The organism is Gluconacetobacter brunescens (assembly GCF_048695475.1).
Lineage (GTDB): Bacteria > Pseudomonadota > Alphaproteobacteria > Acetobacterales > Acetobacteraceae > Gluconacetobacter.
Map to the genome: position 1 here is coordinate 2,249,144 of NZ_JBLHEN010000001.1, position 17,672 is coordinate 2,266,815.

At 69.4% G+C, this 17,672-nt stretch carries 13 protein-coding genes, 1 tRNA gene and 1 other RNA gene; 4 read left to right on the forward strand and 11 right to left on the reverse strand.

From position 1 onward, the window contains the following. Positions 1-15: 15 nt before the first annotated feature. The 3 genes from ACMAUO_RS10005 to ssrA all read right to left on the reverse strand — a co-directional run bounded on the left by ACMAUO_RS10005 (position 16) and on the right by ssrA (position 2,853). Positions 16-1,677: a fumarate hydratase gene (locus tag ACMAUO_RS10005; RefSeq protein ID WP_420356749.1), complete on the reverse strand. Its 1,662-nt coding sequence runs from the start codon at positions 1,675-1,677 to the stop codon at positions 16-18. Between the two features lie 103 nt (positions 1,678-1,780). After that, positions 1,781-2,329, reverse strand: coding sequence for an SspB family protein (locus tag ACMAUO_RS10010; protein ID WP_420356750.1), 549 nt, complete (start codon positions 2,327-2,329; stop codon positions 1,781-1,783). Positions 2,330-2,513: 184 nt separating this feature from the next. Next, positions 2,514-2,853, reverse strand: a transfer-messenger RNA (tmRNA) gene (gene ssrA, locus ACMAUO_RS10015). Positions 2,854-2,918: 65 nt separating this feature from the next. Here ssrA and thyX point away from each other — a divergent pair. After that, positions 2,919-3,869, forward strand: a complete 951-nt coding sequence (gene thyX / locus ACMAUO_RS10020) for an FAD-dependent thymidylate synthase (RefSeq protein ID WP_420356751.1) — start codon at positions 2,919-2,921, stop codon at positions 3,867-3,869. Positions 3,870-4,087: 218 nt separating this feature from the next. On the opposite strand, the gene ACMAUO_RS10025 is transcribed toward thyX, so the two are convergent. Further along, positions 4,088-4,954, reverse strand: coding sequence for an MOSC domain-containing protein (locus ACMAUO_RS10025; RefSeq protein ID WP_420356752.1), 867 nt, complete (start codon positions 4,952-4,954; stop codon positions 4,088-4,090). A gap of 402 nt (positions 4,955-5,356) precedes the next feature. On the opposite strand from ACMAUO_RS10025, the gene ACMAUO_RS10030 reads away from it, so the two are divergent. Both ACMAUO_RS10030 and ACMAUO_RS10035 read left to right on the forward strand, forming a co-directional pair. After that, the gene (locus tag ACMAUO_RS10030; RefSeq protein WP_420357254.1) at positions 5,357-6,175 is read left to right on the forward strand and encodes an MlaA family lipoprotein; all 819 of its coding nucleotides are present in this window, start codon (positions 5,357-5,359) and stop codon (positions 6,173-6,175) included. A 14-nt stretch (positions 6,176-6,189) separates the two neighbouring features. Next, on the forward strand, positions 6,190-6,816 hold the full coding sequence (locus ACMAUO_RS10035; protein WP_420356753.1) for an MlaC/ttg2D family ABC transporter substrate-binding protein: 627 nt from the start codon (positions 6,190-6,192) through the stop codon (positions 6,814-6,816). 19 nt (positions 6,817-6,835) lie between these two features. Here the strand turns inward: ACMAUO_RS10035 and ACMAUO_RS10040 are convergent, their stop codons facing one another. The 3 genes from ACMAUO_RS10040 to ACMAUO_RS10050 form a co-directional block, all read right to left on the reverse strand. Next, positions 6,836-7,390 (reverse strand): GNAT family N-acetyltransferase, encoded by a 555-nt coding sequence (locus ACMAUO_RS10040; protein ID WP_420357255.1) that lies wholly within the window; start codon positions 7,388-7,390, stop codon positions 6,836-6,838. Between the two features lie 157 nt (positions 7,391-7,547). Beyond that, a complete protein-coding gene (gene ettA / locus ACMAUO_RS10045) occupies positions 7,548-9,227 on the reverse strand; it encodes an energy-dependent translational throttle protein EttA (RefSeq protein ID WP_114725495.1) in 1,680 nt (559 codons plus the stop codon). Positions 9,228-9,312: 85 nt separating this feature from the next. Continuing rightward, positions 9,313-9,386 (reverse strand) — tRNA-Ile (locus ACMAUO_RS10050). Positions 9,387-9,545: 159 nt separating this feature from the next. Here ACMAUO_RS10050 and ppa point away from each other — a divergent pair. Continuing rightward, positions 9,546-10,073 (forward strand): inorganic diphosphatase, encoded by a 528-nt coding sequence (gene ppa, locus ACMAUO_RS10055; protein ID WP_420356754.1) that lies wholly within the window; start codon positions 9,546-9,548, stop codon positions 10,071-10,073. Positions 10,074-10,281: 208 nt separating this feature from the next. On the opposite strand, the gene ACMAUO_RS10060 is transcribed toward ppa, so the two are convergent. The 4 genes from ACMAUO_RS10060 to ACMAUO_RS10075 are packed head-to-tail and all read right to left on the reverse strand — an operon-like array spanning position 10,282 to position 17,603. Next, on the reverse strand, positions 10,282-11,514 hold the full coding sequence (locus ACMAUO_RS10060) for a glycosyltransferase family 4 protein (protein ID WP_420356755.1): 1,233 nt from the start codon (positions 11,512-11,514) through the stop codon (positions 10,282-10,284). Positions 11,515-11,562: 48 nt separating this feature from the next. After that, positions 11,563-12,825 carry a hypothetical protein gene (locus ACMAUO_RS10065; protein ID WP_420356756.1) on the reverse strand — a complete coding sequence of 421 codons (1,263 nt, stop codon included), beginning with the start codon at positions 12,823-12,825 and terminating at the stop codon, positions 11,563-11,565. Then, positions 12,825-15,839: a glycosyltransferase gene (locus ACMAUO_RS10070; RefSeq protein WP_420356757.1), complete on the reverse strand. Its 3,015-nt coding sequence runs from the start codon at positions 15,837-15,839 to the stop codon at positions 12,825-12,827. The genes ACMAUO_RS10065 and ACMAUO_RS10070 overlap by 1 nt, the downstream gene beginning before the upstream one ends. After that, on the reverse strand, positions 15,840-17,603 hold the full coding sequence (locus ACMAUO_RS10075; protein WP_420356758.1) for an SEL1-like repeat protein: 1,764 nt from the start codon (positions 17,601-17,603) through the stop codon (positions 15,840-15,842). Positions 17,604-17,672 lie beyond the last annotated feature (69 nt).

The window sequence follows — 17,672 nt, forward strand, 5'->3', positions numbered from 1 at the left end:
GCGATCCCCCCGGACTCAGCCCGTCAGACCTTCATAGAAATCATTGCCCTTGTCGTCGATGACGATAAAGGCCGGGAAATTCTCGACCTCGATCTTCCAGACCGCTTCCATGCCCAGTTCCGGATATTCCAGAACCTCGACCTTGCGGATGCAGTCCTTGGCCAGCCGCGCCGCCGGGCCGCCGACCGAGCCGAGATAGAAGCCGCCATATTTGTGGCACGCCTCGCGCACGGCCTTCGACCGGTTGCCCTTGGCCAGCATCACGTACGATCCGCCGGCAGCCTGGAGCATATCGACATAGCTGTCCATGCGCCCGGCGGTGGTGGGGCCGAAGGAGCCGGTCGGCAGGCCGTCCGGGGTCTTGGCCGGGCCGGCGTAATAGACCGGATGGTCCTTCAGGTACTGCGGCAGGCCCTCGCCGCGCTCCAGCCGCTCGCGGAACTTGGCATGGGCGATGTCGCGCGCCACGACCATGGTGCCGGTCAGCGACAGGCGGGTCTTGACCGGGTACTGCGACAGTTGCTTGCGGATCTCGTCCATCGGCTTGTTGAGGTCGATCTGCACCTCCTCGCCGCCCAGATGCTCGTCGGTCGTCTCGGGCAGGAAGCGCGCGGGATCGGTCTCGAGCTGTTCGAGGAAGAAGCCGTCGGCGGTGACGCGGGCCTTGATCTGCCGGTCGGCCGAGCAGGATACGCCGATGCCCACGGGCAGCGACGCGCCATGGCGCGGCAGGCGCACCACGCGCACGTCATGGCAGAAATACTTGCCGCCGAACTGCGCGCCGATGCCCAGGCCCTGGGTCAGCTTCAGGATCTCCTGCTCCATCTCCAGGTCGCGGAAGGCGTGGCCCTGCGGGCTTCCTTCGGTCGGCAGGCTGTCCAGCCACTTGGTGGAGGCCAGCTTGACCGTCTCCAGCGTCTGTTCGGCCGACATGCCGCCGATCACCACCGCCAGATGGTAGGGCGGGCAGGCCGAGGTGCCCAGCGTGCGCACCTTGACGTCCAGCCATTTCAGCAGGTTTTCCTTGGTGGACAGCAGGGCGCGGGTTTCCTGGAACAGGAAGGTCTTGTTGGCCGAGCCGCCGCCCTTGGCGACGAACATCAGGTCCATCTGCTCGGCATGGTAGTCGCCCGGCGTGGCCGAGATGTGGAACTGCACCGGCAGGTTGGTGCCAGTATTCACTTCCTCGAACATCGACAGCGGTGCCATCTGCGAATAGCGCAGGTTGGTGCGGGTGTAGGTGTCGTAGACGCCGCGCGAGAAGGCCTCTTCCTCGTTGCCGTCCACCCAGACGCGCTGGCCCTTCTTGCCGTAAATGATGGCGGTGCCGGTATCCTGGCACATCGGCAGCACGCCGCCGGCGGCGATGCAGGCGTTCTTCAGCAGGTCCAGCGCCACGAAGCGGTCATTGTCCGACGCCTCGGGGTCCTTCAGGATCTTGGCGAGCTGGGCCAGATGGGCGGGACGCAGCAGGTGCGCGATCTCGTGGAAGGCACGGGCGGCCAGTTCGCTCAGCGCCTCGGGCTTGACGTGCAGCACGGTGCGGCCGTCGCACACGACGGTGTGGACCCCTTCGATGTCCAACCGCCGATAGGGCGTGTCGTCATCATGGAGCGGAAAGAGCGGGCCGTAGACGAACGGCTTCAACGGTGGCTTGGGGGGGGTGGATGCGTTCAATGGACAGTCTCCCTCTGTGTGCCTGTCTCCCCCGGATTGGTTCCGGGTGGTGGCGATGCACGGAGAGCCCGGCCGCATCCGGGCCCCCCGGATGGTGTACGGTTCAGCCCGGGCCGGAACCCTTCTTCCGGAACGCGGCCAGGCTGACCACTTGTGGCGAGGACGGCGCTTCCTCGGGGGCCGCTTCCGCAGCGTCCTCCACCGGAGCCGCCAGTTCGGCGACGGGGGCCTCTTCCTCGTCCGCCGGCTCGGGCGGGGTGAAGCGCAGCGCGAGCCGGATATGCGGGTCGGCGAAGGCGGTCACGGCGTCGACGGGAATGACCAGGATCGATCCCACGCCGCCGAAGGACAGGCCGACCGAAATGGTCTGCGCCTCTTCATCCACCTTCAGGTCCCAGAACTGGTGCTGCAGCACGATGGTGATCTCGTGCGGATACTGGGCACGCAGACGGGCGGGCAGCACCACGCCCGGCCAGTCGGTGCGGTAGGTGATGTAGAAATGGTGCCCCTCGGGCAGGCCCTCGCGCCCCACATGCTCCAGCGCGCGCAGCATCACGCCCCGATACGCATCCTCGATCCAGGAATCGTAGGGGAGGAGGCTTTCCGGAATCGTGGTCTCGAAACCGTTTTCCTCGTCGCGATCGTCGGACATGCGGGATACTCCGTACCGTCCGGCCGCCCCGGTGGGGGTCGACCGGGCCATGATGGCCGTGTGGGTCGCGCCACGCCCTGCCACAGCCTTCAGCCATGCGTCAAACCGCGCGGGCGCACAAGGGCTGCCACGACAGGTCAGACATCACAACCGCAGGAAGAATAATGGCATGATCAGGCGGTGAAGTGGGAGGGCTTCTGTTGCCCGGTGCCCTCCCGAACCGCGCTTGTCACTTATGCAGCGACAGCGAGCACCTCAGAGTTATCGTTGGCACTTGTAAGTTAGCCCGATGACGGCGGTACAATGCCGGGCAAAAGGCAGGTCTTTACCATGCGTGTCGAGCCTGTTTCGTCCCCATGCTCCCCTGCCCCGAAGGGTCATGGCGGGGAGAGTTCTGGTGGAGACGCCGGGTACTGCCCCCGGGTCCACTACACTTATTCCACGTGCCGTTTATCGCCATAGCCAAGGAGCAAGCCCCTCCGGCACTCCGGTATATAAGGATGACGCTTCCTGGTGGCAAGCCGTGTCCGTGGCCGGTGATTCGTGGTATGCGGCCCCTTGGACTCAGAGGCAGGGACGGAGCGCGGCAATGTTTTCAACGGACCAGAAATCGGAAATCGACGCTGCCCGCGCCGACTGGGCCCAGACGCGCCGCACGGTCGTTCCCGCCATCGAAGACGTGCTCTACGAGCCCCAGCCGGTGCTGGGCACCGGATTCGTCCGGCTGGTCGACTATATGGGCGGCGACGAAGCCATCGTGCAGGGCGCGCGCGTCTCCTACGGGCGCGGCACCCGCAGCACGTCGGACGACCGGGGGCTGATCCGCTACCTGATGCGCCACCGGCACACCAGCCCGTTCGAACTGGCGGTGGCCAAGTTCCACGTCCGTGCCCCGATCTTCGTCACCCGCCAGTGGTTCCGCCACCGCACGGCCAGCATCAACGAATATTCGGCCCGTTATTCGGTGCTGGAGAAGGAATTCTATTTCCCCCGGCCCGAGGACATCGCCCACCAGTCCGCCAGCAACAAGCAGGGGCGCGGCGAGAGCCTGCCCGCCGATGCGGCCCAGCATGTGCTTGACCTGCTGCGCGAGGACGCGACCCGCTGCTACGACCATTACCTGGAAATGCTGAACCAGGACGAGGAAGGGAATGTCGTCGATCCCGCCCGCCCGGTGGTGGCGCGCGAACTGGCGCGCATGACGCTGCCGGTGAACGTGATGACGCAGTTCTACTGGCAGCTCAATTTGTGGAACCTGCTGCATTTCCTGCGGCTGCGCGCCGATGCCCATGCGCAGTATGAAATCCGCGCCTATGCCGACACGATCCTGAACCTGGTGGAACGCTGGGTGCCGCTGACCTACGAAGCCTTCCGCGACTACATGCAGGAAGCCGCCCTGCTCTCCGGCCCCGCCCTGCGGGCGCTGCGCGACGTGCTGGCCGGCCGCGAGGTCGATTTGCAGGCCTCCGGCCTGTCGAAGCGCGAGGTCACGGACCTGGTCGGGCTGCTGCCCGAGATCGGACCGCATCTCGGCCGCTAAGAGGCTGTTTGCAAAGTCATCCTGCCGGCGATCCGACGCGCATTTTCTGCGCTTCGGTGCTCACGGGCATTAAGCCCGCTCCGCTCCGATGCTCAAAAATACACGCCGGCCGTGCCGCTTATGCGGCACTCTCGCTCGGCAGGCCGACTTTTCAAACAGCCGCTAAGCACAGGAAACCCGTGTCGGATCGCCGCCAGCGTGGATTTCCAAACGGGCTCTCAGGCCGCGACGAGATTCGACGGCCCCGCCTCCAGCACCCGCACCGCATCGCCCACCGCGATGCGGCCCGGCCGCACCACCACCGCGTTCTGGCCGAACATCACCCCGCCCCGGGCGCGGCGGGTACGGGCCAGCGTCGCCAGCGGTTCGCGCGGGTCGGGGATTTCGGCCGTTTTCTGGTCGATGGTCGTCATGACGCAGCGCGAACAGGGTTTGACGATTTGCAGCAGCGCCTCGCCCGCCGCCAGCAGGCGCCAGCCATCCTCGGCCCAGGCCGTGGCCCCTTCCAGCACCAGATTGGGCCTGAAACGATCCATCGGCACGGAGGACGGCAGGTCGCGATTCAATGCGGCCAGCGACTCCCGGCTGGCCACCAGCACGGCGAATCCATCGGCGAACCCCACGGTGGCGCCCGCCGGCGCGAACGCCGGGTCGGCCGGCCGCGCCCCGGCATCATGCAGATAAACCAGCCGGCAGGGACGACCCAGCGCGGCGGTGAGCCACACGGCCGCCGCATCGCCCGCATCGACGGCCGGCACGCTATCCTTCCACACCCGCACCATCCGGCGCGGGCCGTCGGCGGGCGGCAGGGCGACCGCGTGCGCGCCCTGGCCGGCCAGCGCCAGCACCAGCCCGCCGGGGCTGCGCGCCACCGTCACCAGCGCCATCCGCGCCACCTGCCGCTGGGTCAGGAAACCGCCATCCGGATCGGTGACCATCCAGCGCCGGTCGTCCTCCAGCCCGCACGGCCCCAGCATGCCCGCCGCCACCGCGATCCCGCCCAGCGATTTGACGGGATGGACATGCAGCGCCACGACCCGCGCCACGGGGGCCCCGGCTGCCAGGTCCGCCAGATCATTCATCATCCCCCACCATACCCTGCCGGCGGGATGCCACCGCCGAAGCGGGCACGATATCACGGGAACGTGAACACCCCCATCGGATACGACACCATACGATGCCGCGCCCGTGCGTTCCCCTCCGCTGCCGCAGCGCACGGCGTGGCTGCATCCGGCCATGACGGACAGACCATTCCGGCTGGGAAACAGGCTCCGCGCACCATCGGGAACGGAAAATCCTGCCCATCCCCGCCTCGTTCCCCCGACGCATGACCGATCGGTCATCGTGGACGATTGCACAGGCCGCATCCCATGCTAGAGAGAAGTTTCGCGGACGCGCCTCGACGGGCCGCGAGATCCATTGGCTTCCCCGCGCGTTACAGGCGTCGGGGACGGCAGATCAGGGAAACGGGAACGAGCATGCGTGCAGTGACAGGATCGAACTTACAGCCGTCCCGGTCATGTACGCCCACCCGCCGCCCGCGCCGGATCACCCGCCTCTTCGCCGGACTGGGGGCCGGACTGGGGCTGGTCGCCCTCGCCGGATGCGCTGCCCCGCCGCCCAAGGACCCGGAGGCGCTGGCCGAATATCGCGAGGCCAACGATCCGTATGAGTCCCTCAATCGCAAGATGTACGACGTGAGCATGGTGCTGGATAAATATTCCATGCGCCCTGTTGCCAAGGCCTATGTCTGGGCGGTGCCCTACCGCGTGCGGCAGTCGCTGGGCACGATGGTCCAGACGATGAACGAGCCGGTGGTGTTCTTCAACGATGTCGGCGCCGGCAAGCCGCGCCGGGCGGGCGATGCCTTCGTGCGCTGGTGCGTCAACATGGTCGCCGGCCTCGGCGGCCTGATCGATGTCGCGAAATATGCGGGCTATCCGCATCACGACAACGACGCGGGGCTGACGCTGGCGACGTGGAGCGTGCCGTCCGGCCCCTATCTGTTCCTGCCGATGATGGGGCCGTCATCATTCCGCGACGGGGCCGGCTACGGCATTGATGTCGGCCTGTCGCCCTGGAACTACGTGCCCAGGGGCTACGGCCTGCTGACATTCAACTGGGCCTATAACATCATGGGCACGATCAACGGCCGGGCCGACCATCTGGATGCGCTGGACCAGTTGCAGAAGGACGCGCTGGACCCTTACGCCACCATCCGCAGCGCCTACCAGCAGCAGCGCAAGGCCCAGGCCGAAGCCATCCGCAACGACCACCGCGCCACCGTACCCGACTGGTACAACTGAACAGGGACACAGAGATGAAGACAGCCCTCTCCCGTCGTCATGCGCTGGGTCTTGCCGCTGCGGCCGCCGCCGTGCAGGTCACGGCACCGGCCCGCGCGGCTTCCGCGCAGGAAGCCCGCACATTCGTCAGCACGTTCGGCCAGCAGTTGATCGCGATCGTCAATTCCGACCGTTCGCTGGCTGACAAGAAGACCGCGATCCTGCCGCTGTTGCAGGACCACGTCGACATGGACGCCATCGGCCGCTACTGCCTGGGCCGCTACTGGCGGGTAGCCACGCCGGAGCAGCAGGCCCGCTTCCTGTCGCTGTTCCACCAGATCCTGGTCAATTCGATCTCCGACAAGATCGGCGATTACCGGGGCGTGACCTTCACCATCGGCAATGTCACCGCCTCGGGAACCGACCAGGCGGTGGATACGGTGATCAACCGCCCTGAGCAGCCGGCCGTGAACGCCCAGTGGATCGTCAGCTTCAGCAGCGGCAAGCCCATGGTGGTGGATGTGATGGCCGAGGGCCCCAGCCTGCGCCTGACCACCCGGCAGGATTATGCCTCCTTCATCGGCCGGCACAACGGCAGCGTCGACGCCCTGCTGAACGCGCTGGATCATCAGGTCGCCGCCCACAACGCGCCTACGCCTTAAAGGCGGTTGTCAATACGCGCTATTCCGGCAACCTGACCGGACGGCGAGGCGGCAGGGGAGGAAGCGGGTCGGCGGCGGTCTCGCGGATGCTTTCATAGACCAGCATCTGGTGGCCATCGCGTTCGAAACTGTCGCACTGGGTCATGCCGATGCCGCCCAGGATGGTGCGCGAGGCGATGTTAGTGTCGCGCGTCACCGCCATCACGCGGCGAATCCCCGCATCATGGGCGAAGCTCAGCGCCGCCGAGGCCGCCTCGCGCGCCAGGCCGCGCCCGGCCGCCCACGGCCAGAGCGCGAAGCGCAGGCCAAGCCCGCGCCCGTCGGGGCGTTCGTGCAGGCCGGTCATGCCGATGAAGCGGCCATCCTCGCGAATGGTGAAGATCCCGACCCCGCGCCGCGCCCAGCAGGCCATGTCGTCGGCCATGTCGGCCTCGGCCTGCTGGCGGCCGCGCACGCCGCCCAGCATCATGCCGAATGCCCCGGCATCGGCCTTCAGCCGGGCCATCTCGTCCATGTCCCGCCACGAGACCGGCTCCAGCACCAGGCGCGGCGTGCGGATCGACCCGCCCGTGATCCGGGGATGGGTCGCCCAGTCGGCGCGGTCGGCGGGCTGCCCCCACGGGCCACGGCGCAGATGCCGTGCCCCGGCCGGGTCCGGCCCGTCAACCCTGCGCGGCGGGCGCGTCACGGGAACCGGGCCGAGAGAGCGGGACGTGCATCGCCCCGGCGGTTCAGCGTGCCAGGGGGCGGTACTTGATCCGTCCCGGCTCGGTCGCATCCGGGCCGAGTCGGCGTCGCTTGTCCTCTTCGTAGGCCTGGAAATTGCCCTCGAACCATTCGACGTGGCTGTCGCCCTCGAAGGCCAGGATATGCGTCGCCAGACGGTCGAGGAACCAGCGATCATGGCTGATGATCACCGCGCAGCCGGCGAATTCGGCCAGTGCGTCTTCCAGCGCGCGCAGGGTGTCGACATCCAGGTCGTTGGTCGGTTCGTCGAGCAGGATGACGTTGCTTTCCTGCCGCAGCATCTTGGCCAGATGCACGCGGTTGCGCTCGCCGCCCGACAGGATGCCGACCTTCTTCTGCTGGTCCGCGCCCTTGAAGTTGAAGGCGCCGACATAGGCGCGCGACGGCACGGCCCGCTTGCCCAGATAGATGACGTCGGTGCCGCCGGAGATTTCCTCCCACACCGTCTTGTTGTCATCCAGGCTGTCGCGCGACTGGTCGACATAGCCCAGCTTGACGGTGTCGCCGACCTTCAGCGTGCCGGAATCCGGCTGCTCCTGGCCCACGATCATGCGGAACAGGGTCGATTTGCCCGCGCCGTTCGGCCCGATGACACCGACGATGCCGCCCGGCGGCAGCTTGAAGCTGAGATCGTCGATCAGCAGACGGTTGCCGAACGCCTTGCGCAGATCCTCGGCCTCGATCACCGTGCCGCCCAGGCGGGGGCCGGGCGGAATGACGATATCGGCGGTGCCGCCCGCGCGCTCGGCGTTCTGGGCCAGCATTTCCTCGTAGCGGGCGATACGCGACTTGCTCTTGGCCTGCCGGGCCTTGGGGCTGGAGCCGATCCACTCCTGCTCGGCGGCCAGGGCGCGCTGGCGGGCGCTCTCTTCCTTTTCCTCCTGGGCCAGGCGCTTGCGCTTCTGGGTCAGCCACGAGGAGTAATTGCCCTGGAACGGATAACCCCGGCCACGCTCCAGTTCCAGGATCCAGTTGGTGACGTTGTCCAGGAAGTAACGATCATGGGTGATGATCATGACCGTGCCTTCATAGTCGCGCAGGGTCCGCTCCAGCCACGCCACGCTCTCGGCATCCAGATGGTTGGTCGGTTCGTCCAGCAGCAGCAGGTCGGGCTTTTCCAGCAGCAGGCGGCACAGCGCCACGCGGCGGCGCTCACCGCCCGAAAGCTTGGTCACCGGGCTGTCGGCCGGCGGGCAGCGCAACGCATCCAGCGCGATGTCGATCTTGCGGTCCAACTCCCAGCCGTCGCCGGCGTCGATCTTCTCCTGCAATTCGGCTTGCTCGGCCAGCAGCGCCGTCATCTCGTCGTCCGACATCGGCTCGGCGAACAGCATCGAAATTTCGTTGAAGCGGTCGACCGCCACCTTTAGGTCGCCGAAGCCCAGCGCCACGTTCTCGCCGACGGTCAGGGACTCGTCGAGCTTGGGCTCCTGCTCCAGATAGCCGATGCGGGTGCCTTCGGCGGCCCAGGCCTCGCCGCCATATTCCTTCTCGATGCCGGCCATGATCTTCAGCAGGGTCGATTTACCGGCGCCGTTCACGCCCAGCACGCCGATCTTCACCCCCGGCAGGAAGGACAGGGTGATACCCTTGAAGACCTCGCGCCCACCCGGATACGCCTTGGTCAGGTCCTTCATCACATAGACATATTGCGTGGCGGCCATGACGAAGGCTCCCGATGATCCAGAGTAAAAAGAAACCGAACGGCCGGCGTTCCCCAGACGGGATGCGCGGCCTGGTTTTGCAGCCTGCGCCCGGCAGGACTTGAACCCGCAACCAAGCCGTTATGAGCGGCCCGCTCTAACCAATTGAGCTACGGGCGCGCAGGCCGGTCCTCACTTCGCGCATGTGGGGGCATTTGGCAAGATGCGGCGTGCCCCGCGCGGGCGATTCCCGTGCCGAAACGGCGCTTGGCAAGGACGGGCGGCGTCGATAGGTTCGGCGGTCTTCTCTCCCTGTTTCCAAGAGTATGGAGCGCCGCCATGGATGTCTCGAAAATCTCGCCCGGCAAGGACGTGCCGTTCGATATCAACGTCGTCATCGAGATCCCGCAGGGGTCGTCGGTGAAATATGAAATCGACAAGGACAGCGGCGCCATCGTCGTCGACCGCATCCTGTTCACGCCGATGGCCTACCCGGCCGCCTACGGCTTCATTCCCGGCACGCTGGCCGACGATGGCGACCCGGCCGACGCGCTGGTGCTGATTCCGGCCCCCGTGGTGCCCGGCGCCGTGATCCGCGCCCGCCCGATCGGCATGCTGCGCATGGAAGACGAAAGCGGCCAGGACGAGAAGATCATCTGCGTGCCGCACGACAAGGTGCATCCGCAGTATTCCAAGGTCGAGAAGCTGGAAGACCTGCCCGAGATCACCCTCCAGGCGATCGAGCATTTCTTCACCCGCTACAAGGACCTGGAGAAGGGCAAGTGGGTAAAGGTGACCGGCTGGGCCGGCCGCGAGGAAGCCGGCGAGATCATCAAGGCCTCGCTCGCCGCCGCCCAGAAGGTTTGAGAGGCCGTTTGCAAAGTCACCCTGCCGGCGATCCGACGCGCATTTGCGGCACTTCGGTGCTCACGGCCATCAAGGCCGCTCCGCTCCGATGCTCAAAAATGCACGCCGGGCGTGCCGCTACGCGGCACTCTCGCTCGGCAGGCCGACTTTTCAAACAACCTCTTTAAGTCCTCTTTCCCCTCTTGCCGCGCCTGGGGGGCAGGAAAGATTATTTTCGGGCGCCCCGGCCGGCCACCCGGTCGATCAGGTCCCGGTAGCGCGCCATGTAATCCGCCATGTCCAGCGTGCGTTCGGCCTGCCGGCGCACGGCCCGGCGCAGCCGGGTGGACAGGCGGGTATCTTCCAGCACCTCCAGCACGCCCTCGGCGATGCCATCGGGGTCCAGGAACGGCACCAGCCGCCCGGTGCGCCGGTCGGTCAGGAATTCGCGCACCGGCATGGTATCGCTGCCCACGATCGCGCAGCCCATCGCCATCGCCTCGCGCAGCGACCAGGACGCGACGAACGGGTAGGTCAGATAGACATGCGCGTCGGACCGGCGCAGCAGCGCGCGGAACGTCTCGTAATCGACCCGTCCCGCGAAATGGACGCGGTCGGGGTCGATCCGTCCCGCCAGTTCCGCCAGCATGCGCGCCCGCCATGCACCCTGCGGCTGCTTGGCCCCGTAACTGACGCCGTCGCCGCCCACCAGCACCACCCGCACATCCGGCCGCGCCGCCAGAATGCGCGGCAGCGCGCGCATGAAGACGTGAAAGCCGCGATAGGGCTCCAGGTCGCGCGCCACATACGTCACCAGCCGGTCGTGCGGCGCGATGACCGTGCCGGCGACCGGCAGGGGCTGCTGGAAGGCCGACGGATCGGGCGAACAGGCGGCCAGGTCGACGCCCTCGGGCAGCAGGGCGATCCGCTGCCACGCCCAGTCGGGATAGGTCATCCACTGGAAGCGGGTCGGGGTATGGCCATGCCCCCCCAGCGCCAGCGCCTGGAGATTGACCGCGTTCTTCGCCCGGATGATCGGCCGGAGGCTCTCGGGCGAGGGAAATTCCGGGTCGAACCCCACATCCAGCGCTTCGGCGTGATAGAAGAACTCGAAATAGCCCAGCACCGGCACGCCGGGGAACACATCGCCCAGATTGAGCAATTCGCCCCAGCCGTGATGGCCGATCACGATGTCCGGCCGATAGCCCAGATCGCGCAGGCTGGCTGCCGCGCGCGCCACGCATTCGGCCCGCATCAGCGCGAGGTCGAACTCCCGCGCCCCCGGATGCACGCCGTCCACTCCGCCGCGCGGCAGGCGATAAGCCACGCGGCGCACACCGGGAACCTGGTTGTCGTTCGGCTCGCTGATGAAGACGATCTCGTTCCCCGGCTCCTGGCCCAGATGCCGCAGCAGATGCAGGAACTGTCCGGGAAAGTTCTGGTGAACGAACAGATATCTCAAGACATCATCCCGTGGCCTGATGGGGCATGGGGGCTGGAGCGGGCCGGCTCATGTCTCCTGTCGGGACCGGCGCCGCGCCACCATCTGCCGGCGCGCCTTCAGCAGGCCCACGCGCGACCCCGCCGCCTTGCGCCCCCGCCCCGGATGCACGGATTCGACGGGCACGGCAGCCTCGGCCGGTTCGGCGGTCGCCTCCATGACGGGTTTGGCCGCCTTGCCCCGACGTTTTCGGACGGGTCCGGCAGGATGGTCGCTCACCGGTTCAGCCTCGGCGGTCGCTTCCGCCACCGGTCCGACGGTTTTGACCCGCCATTTCCGGGGGGGCGCCTCCTCCACGGGGCAGGCGGTCTCCACGGGCTCCGGTGGCCGGCGACCGGCTTTCGTCTCCACCACCGTCGCCGCTGCCAGCAGCGCCTGTTCCCCTTCATCGGGGCGCTCCGCCGCCGCCACGGGCACGATCTCGACGCGGAAGGCTTCCAGCGGTGCCGCGCTTTCGGCCTCGGCCACCCCGCCATCCGTCACCGGCCCGACCCGGCTGCCATCGGTGAAACTGGCCCAGACACGGCAATGATACCGGCCGGCGGCCTGCGGCCTCAGCCGGACGCGCAGGCCCAGGATCGGCAGCGCCATGCCGCGACTGCCGCAGAACTGGCCGCCCGAGGCCCAGGGCGACAGCCAGCCCCGCCCGAGCACCGCCTGATATTCGATATCCTCGGCGGCGATCAGATGGGTGGGCGCGATGGCGAAGCCCTCGATCCAGTTCCGGCTGCCGGGCGTGCCCATCCAGTCCATCAGCGAGGCCGCCACGTCGCCACGCCGCTGGATATGCGCCGTCAGTTCGCCGGCGCGGCCCTTCGCGCCGGGGTCGGCCTTCGGCTGCGCCGATGACACCGCCGGAAAGGACGGCATGGCGCCGGGGCCCGGCTGTGGTGGCGCCATGGCGGGTGCGGGGCGCGCCACGGCCGCATCGGCCAGACGCACCACCTGAAGGCGCGGCGTCTCGGCCATCCGGGCCGGGTGGTGATAGATGGTGATCAGGATCTGCCCCGCGTCACCCGGCACGCGGACCAGCGCGGCATTGCGCGCCGCCCCCAGCCAGCCCTCGGCATCAAACGTCGCGATGCCGACCCCGGCGCCGCCCGGCCCCGGCGCGCGCGAGATCCGCACGCCGGGCAAATCCTCGCCCGCCGGCGCCTCGGCTCCGGCGGCGTGGAAGATGCAGTAGAGCCCCGCATCCAGCGTCATCAGGCGGCCGGCGACCTTCAGGTCCGTCATCCGGCCCGGGCTGTCCATCGTCATGCTGTCGGGCATCAGCGGGCCTTCCGTCGGGGGGCGGGGGAACGAGGCGCGGCGGGCTGCGCCGGCAGGCGGTCGACTGGATGCAAGGTCGCGATCTCCCTTTTCGCCCGGCGGCGCGCGGTGGCCACCCCGATCTGCCCATAAGACAGGAAAAACGTATTCAATTCGTGAATGGGCAGGTCGGGCGGCAGCACCGCTCCCCAACCGGTCCGGCGCACGCGCTCGGCCATGGCCCCCAGGTCGAACACCACCGCGCGCAGCCCCGCCTGCCATGCCAGCCCCAGCGCGAAACACCAGGTCTCGGGCCAGATCGAGGGCAGAAAGGCCAGGTCCGCCCGCTGCGCCGCCAGCAGCGCGGCGCCGTCGGCTTCCGCATAAGGCCCGGTGACGAACACCCGGCCGGTGGCCATCAGCGCGTCGTCGTCCGGCGTGTGCCCCACCACGATGAATTCCAGGTCCAGCGCCCGCGTCGCGGCATCGCGCGCCGCCGCCAGAAGCACGCGGTAGCCTTTCTCGACGCCGATCGCGCCGGGAACCGCTACCCGTATCCTCTGCCCCGGAACCCGCGCCCGAATTGCCGGCGCCGCCAGCGCCCGGTCGTCCGCCAGCGCGGCCACGCCGATCGCCAGGCCGGAAAAGACCCGCCGCATGCGCCGGGCCGTATCATCGGAAGGTGCGAGAACCCCCTCTGCCCCCCGCAACACGGCGTCCGACCGGGCGCGATAGGCCGACAGACGTGCCCGCACCGGGCCAGCGCCCTTCAGCAGGCTGTCTCCAGTCCGCAGGCAGGCGGCACATTCCGCCGGCCCCGGCGCGCCACAATAGCGGCCGGATGAATCCACCAGCGCGACGCGGGGGCAGAACCAGACATAATCATGGACATGCACGGCGTAGGGCACGCCCAGCCCGGCGGCCAGCGTCGGCGCGTCGAGCGCGTGCCCCAGCCCGTGGTGCCATTCCACGCGGTCCACGCCCGACGCGCGCAGCACCGCCAGCAGCAGGTCCCAGTCCGCCGGCAGGCGGAAGCGTGGCATGGCGGACCATGCACCGCCCGCGCCGTCCTCCAGCCGGCATCCATCGGGCGTGGGCCGCAGCAGTACCGGCCGCGCGCCCCGGGCGCGCCATAACCGGGCGCGGTCCCGCACCACCCGTTCCACCCCGCCGCCCTGATCGTGCGTGACCAGCAGCACCGCATGGCGCCAGCCAGCCCCGCCACGCTGCCAGCACACCAGGTCCAGCCGCCGCCGGCCGGCGAACAGCGGATCGACGACGCCATGGGCGGCGACCAGCGCGCCGTAGCCGGGATGCAGCCGGTCCAGGATCGCCAGATTGCGCCGCAGCAGCGCCGGGCGGGCGGCGCCGAAGGACGCACCACCCGCATGGCCGACGAATGCGCCGGTGGCCGCGACATGCCGCCAGCCCGCCCCGGCGACGCGGCGGCAGAATTCGTTCTCCTCGCCATAGCCCTGCGCGAAGAGATCGGCGCGGAACGGGCCAGTGGCGGCCAGGCAGTCATGGCGGATGAACAGGCAGAATCCGTGGCCGGTCGGCACCGCGACCGCCTGCCCGCCATTGGCCGCCCGGGCCGCCGCCATCAGGCGCCGCACCGTTTCCAGATCGGGCATCGGCAGGGGCGCGTCATCGGGCAGGGCGTCCGGGCCGGGCCAGGAAAAGAGACTGGCAGCGTTCGACAGCGGCGTGACGGTGCCGATATCCGCCGCGCCATAGGCGATGTCGGCCAGTTCCGCCAGCCATCCCCCGGCGACCAGCGTGTCGCTGTTCAGCAGCACGACATCCCGCCCCGCCGCCGCGCGCATGCCGTCATTGGCCGATTGCGGAAAGCTGAGACGGCGCGCGTGGCGGATCAGGTGGATGACCCCCGCATGGGCCCGCCGGTCCAGTTCCGCCGCCAGAGCCGGGTCTGGCGTCGCGTCGTCGACCACGATCACCGGCACCTCGTTCCCCACGCTGGCCCGCACCGAGTCCAGACACGCCAGCGTACCAGGACGGTCACCATGCACGGGAATGACGATGGCGGGTCCGGCCCGGCGCGGCGGCACCGAGGGGGGTGAGCGGACACGTCCCTCTTCGCCGGGCAACGCCAGGGGATGCACCACCAGCGGACTGCCCGTCAGGTCGCATCCATCCGGCCCTTCCACATGCAGCCGGCCGGGCGGCAGATCCGCCGCCGCCACGGCAAAGCGGCGCGGCCGGGCCAGAGGAATAAGACTGTCCACCTCCGAAGCGGGATCGGCGACCATGAGGCGCCGGATCGTGCGCCCCCGCGCATCGCGGACATGCAGGGCCGGCACCTGCTCCGGGTCCGATGGATGCCAGGCCCAGCCCGACAGGCCATCCGGCCCGGCTTCCACCAGCCCGTCGATCCGTTGCAGGGCCGCCGGGTCCAGCGGGCTGCCCAGGAGCGGCACGCCGCCGGCCAGGACCGTCACCTGCCGGGCCCGGCGCCAATGTGCGGGCAACATCATGCCGTCCGCCACGCCGGAGACCGGCCGCCCATCGATCAACACCGTCACCGCCGACGTGCCCAGCGACAACCGGCCCGACACCGAAAGACCGCACCAGCTCGGCCGCCCGGCCAGCGTTGCCAGCCGTGCGAACAACGCCCCCATGTCGTCGGGTGGCGCGTGGCGGGACAGGGCGTGCTGCGCGGCGGCGATCGCGGCCGTATCCTCGCCCGCCATCAGCAGGGCGGCGGCCAGGGCGACCCAGCCCTCGCGAAAATCGAAACGCCCGGTCAGCGCGCGCAGCACATGCGCGGCCCCCGCGCCGTCGCCGCCGCGCAGCCGCGCCATGGCCAGCGGAAAGGCTACCACGATGCTCTCCGGTGCCAGCCGGTGGGCGCGCTCGTACCAGGCCCGTGCGCTCTCGGCATCGCCCGCGTCCTCGCATTCCCGCGCCCGACGAAAGGCCGACTGGGCCTGGGCATCGGCCCAGACCTGCCACGCCGCGCGATCCTCCGGCGTTGCCCGCCCCCGCGCGGGCGGCACCATACGCCCCGCAGCCATTCAGCCCGCCCCGGCGCCGGCCACCGGGGCGGCCCCCAGCCGGGCCAGTTCGGCCGCCGCATCCGGCACGCCCTGCGCGCAGGCGCGTTCCAGCCATAACCGGGCTTCGGCCGGGTCATTCACGCCTGCCAGTCCGCGCAGCAGATAGCGGCCCAGCATCAACTGCCCCAGCGCGTTGCCGCGTTCGGCGGCCATGCGGAACCAGTGCTGGGCCTGCGCCCGGTCCACCGGCACATCGTGCCCGCCGCCCAGCAGCGCACCCAGCGAGAACATGGCATCGACCTGCCCCTGTTCGGCCGCCGTCCGATAAAGCGCGGCCGCCGCCGCATGGTCGCGCGGACCGCCACGGCCGGTGAGCATCAATTGCGCCAGCGCCACCTGGGCATCGGCCATGCCGGCCTCGGCCGCGCGCGCGATCCAGCCCCGCCCCGCCGCGCTATCGGGCGCGCAGCCGCGCCCCTCCAGCAGCATGCGGCCATACCAGTATTGCGCGTTCACCACCCCGTCGGCGGCGCGCAGCATCCAGGCGGCCGCCGCCTGCTCGTCCCGCGCCATTCCCAGCCCGTGGGTCAGGCAGATGCTGAAATTGAAGGCCGCGACCGGGTCCCCGGCCTCTGCCGCATGGGCGAAATACCGCCCGAGATCGCGCCGGTCATCCTCCGACACATCCTGGTCCAGCAGCAGATTGCCCAGATCGGCACCCGCCCGCCCGTCGCCCAGTGCCGCCGCCTGGCGGAAGCAGCGCGCGGCCTCGGTCACGTCACGGGGCTGGCCGGCCCCGGTCAGGGCCAGCATCCCCAGCGCCCGCCAGGACGCCGCGTGACCCGCCGAGGCGGCGCGGCCGTACCACAGCGCGGCCTCGATATAGTTCGGCGGCAGGTCGCCCCCGCTGGCATACAGATCCCCCAGCAGCGATGCCGCCTCGCGATCGCCGGCCAGGGCGGCGCGGCGCAGCCAGCTTTCCGCCCGCCCCGCGTCGCGCGCGCAGCCCCGCCCCTCCAGCAGGGCCAGACCGAACCGCGCCTGCGCCGCGCGCACTCCGGCCTCGGCGGCGCGCCCGTACAGCGCGGTAGCCGCCGCGATATCCCGCGCCACGCCGCGCCCCCGTTCGGTGAGCGCCCCCAGCATGAACTGCGCCGACCCCAGCCCGGCCTCGGCCGCCACGCGCAGGGCCTCCGCCGCCCGCGCATGCCCGGCCTCGTCGGTCGCCGCCCGCATCCACACCAGCCCCAGCCCCAGATGGCCCTGCGGGCAGCCGGCGGCGGCGGCGCGGGCAAACCAGCCCTCGGCGGCCGCCACATCGCGCATGTCGGGCGGCCCGTCGGCGAGGATGTAGCCATACAATGCCTGCGCATCGGGCGATCCGGCCTCCGCCGCCAGCAGGGCCCAGCGGGCGGCCTCGACCGGATCGGGCACCCGGTCGGCCGGCGTCTCGGCCACCAGACGCACGCCCTCGCCCGCCCCCCCTTCGCGCGGCAGGCCGAACAGATAGAGCGTGCCCAGCACCATCCGGGCCTCGACCCACCCGGCCTCGGCCGCGCGCCGCATCCAGCGCGCGCCCTCCACCAGGCTGGGCGGCACGCCGGTGCCATCCAGATAGGCCCGACCCACCCGAAACTGCGCCTCCGGCACCCCGGCCTCGGCCACGCTGCCCAACAGCGCCACCCCGGCCACCACATCCCCGTCCTCGATCAGCCGCAAGGCATGCGCCAGACGCCCCCGCGAAGAAAACCGCGCCCCCAGAGCGGAAAAAACCCGCCTCATGCACTACCCAAGATCAGATAATCACCAGAGCAGAGCATAAATATTTCCGAGCAGAAGAACGTAACAGCA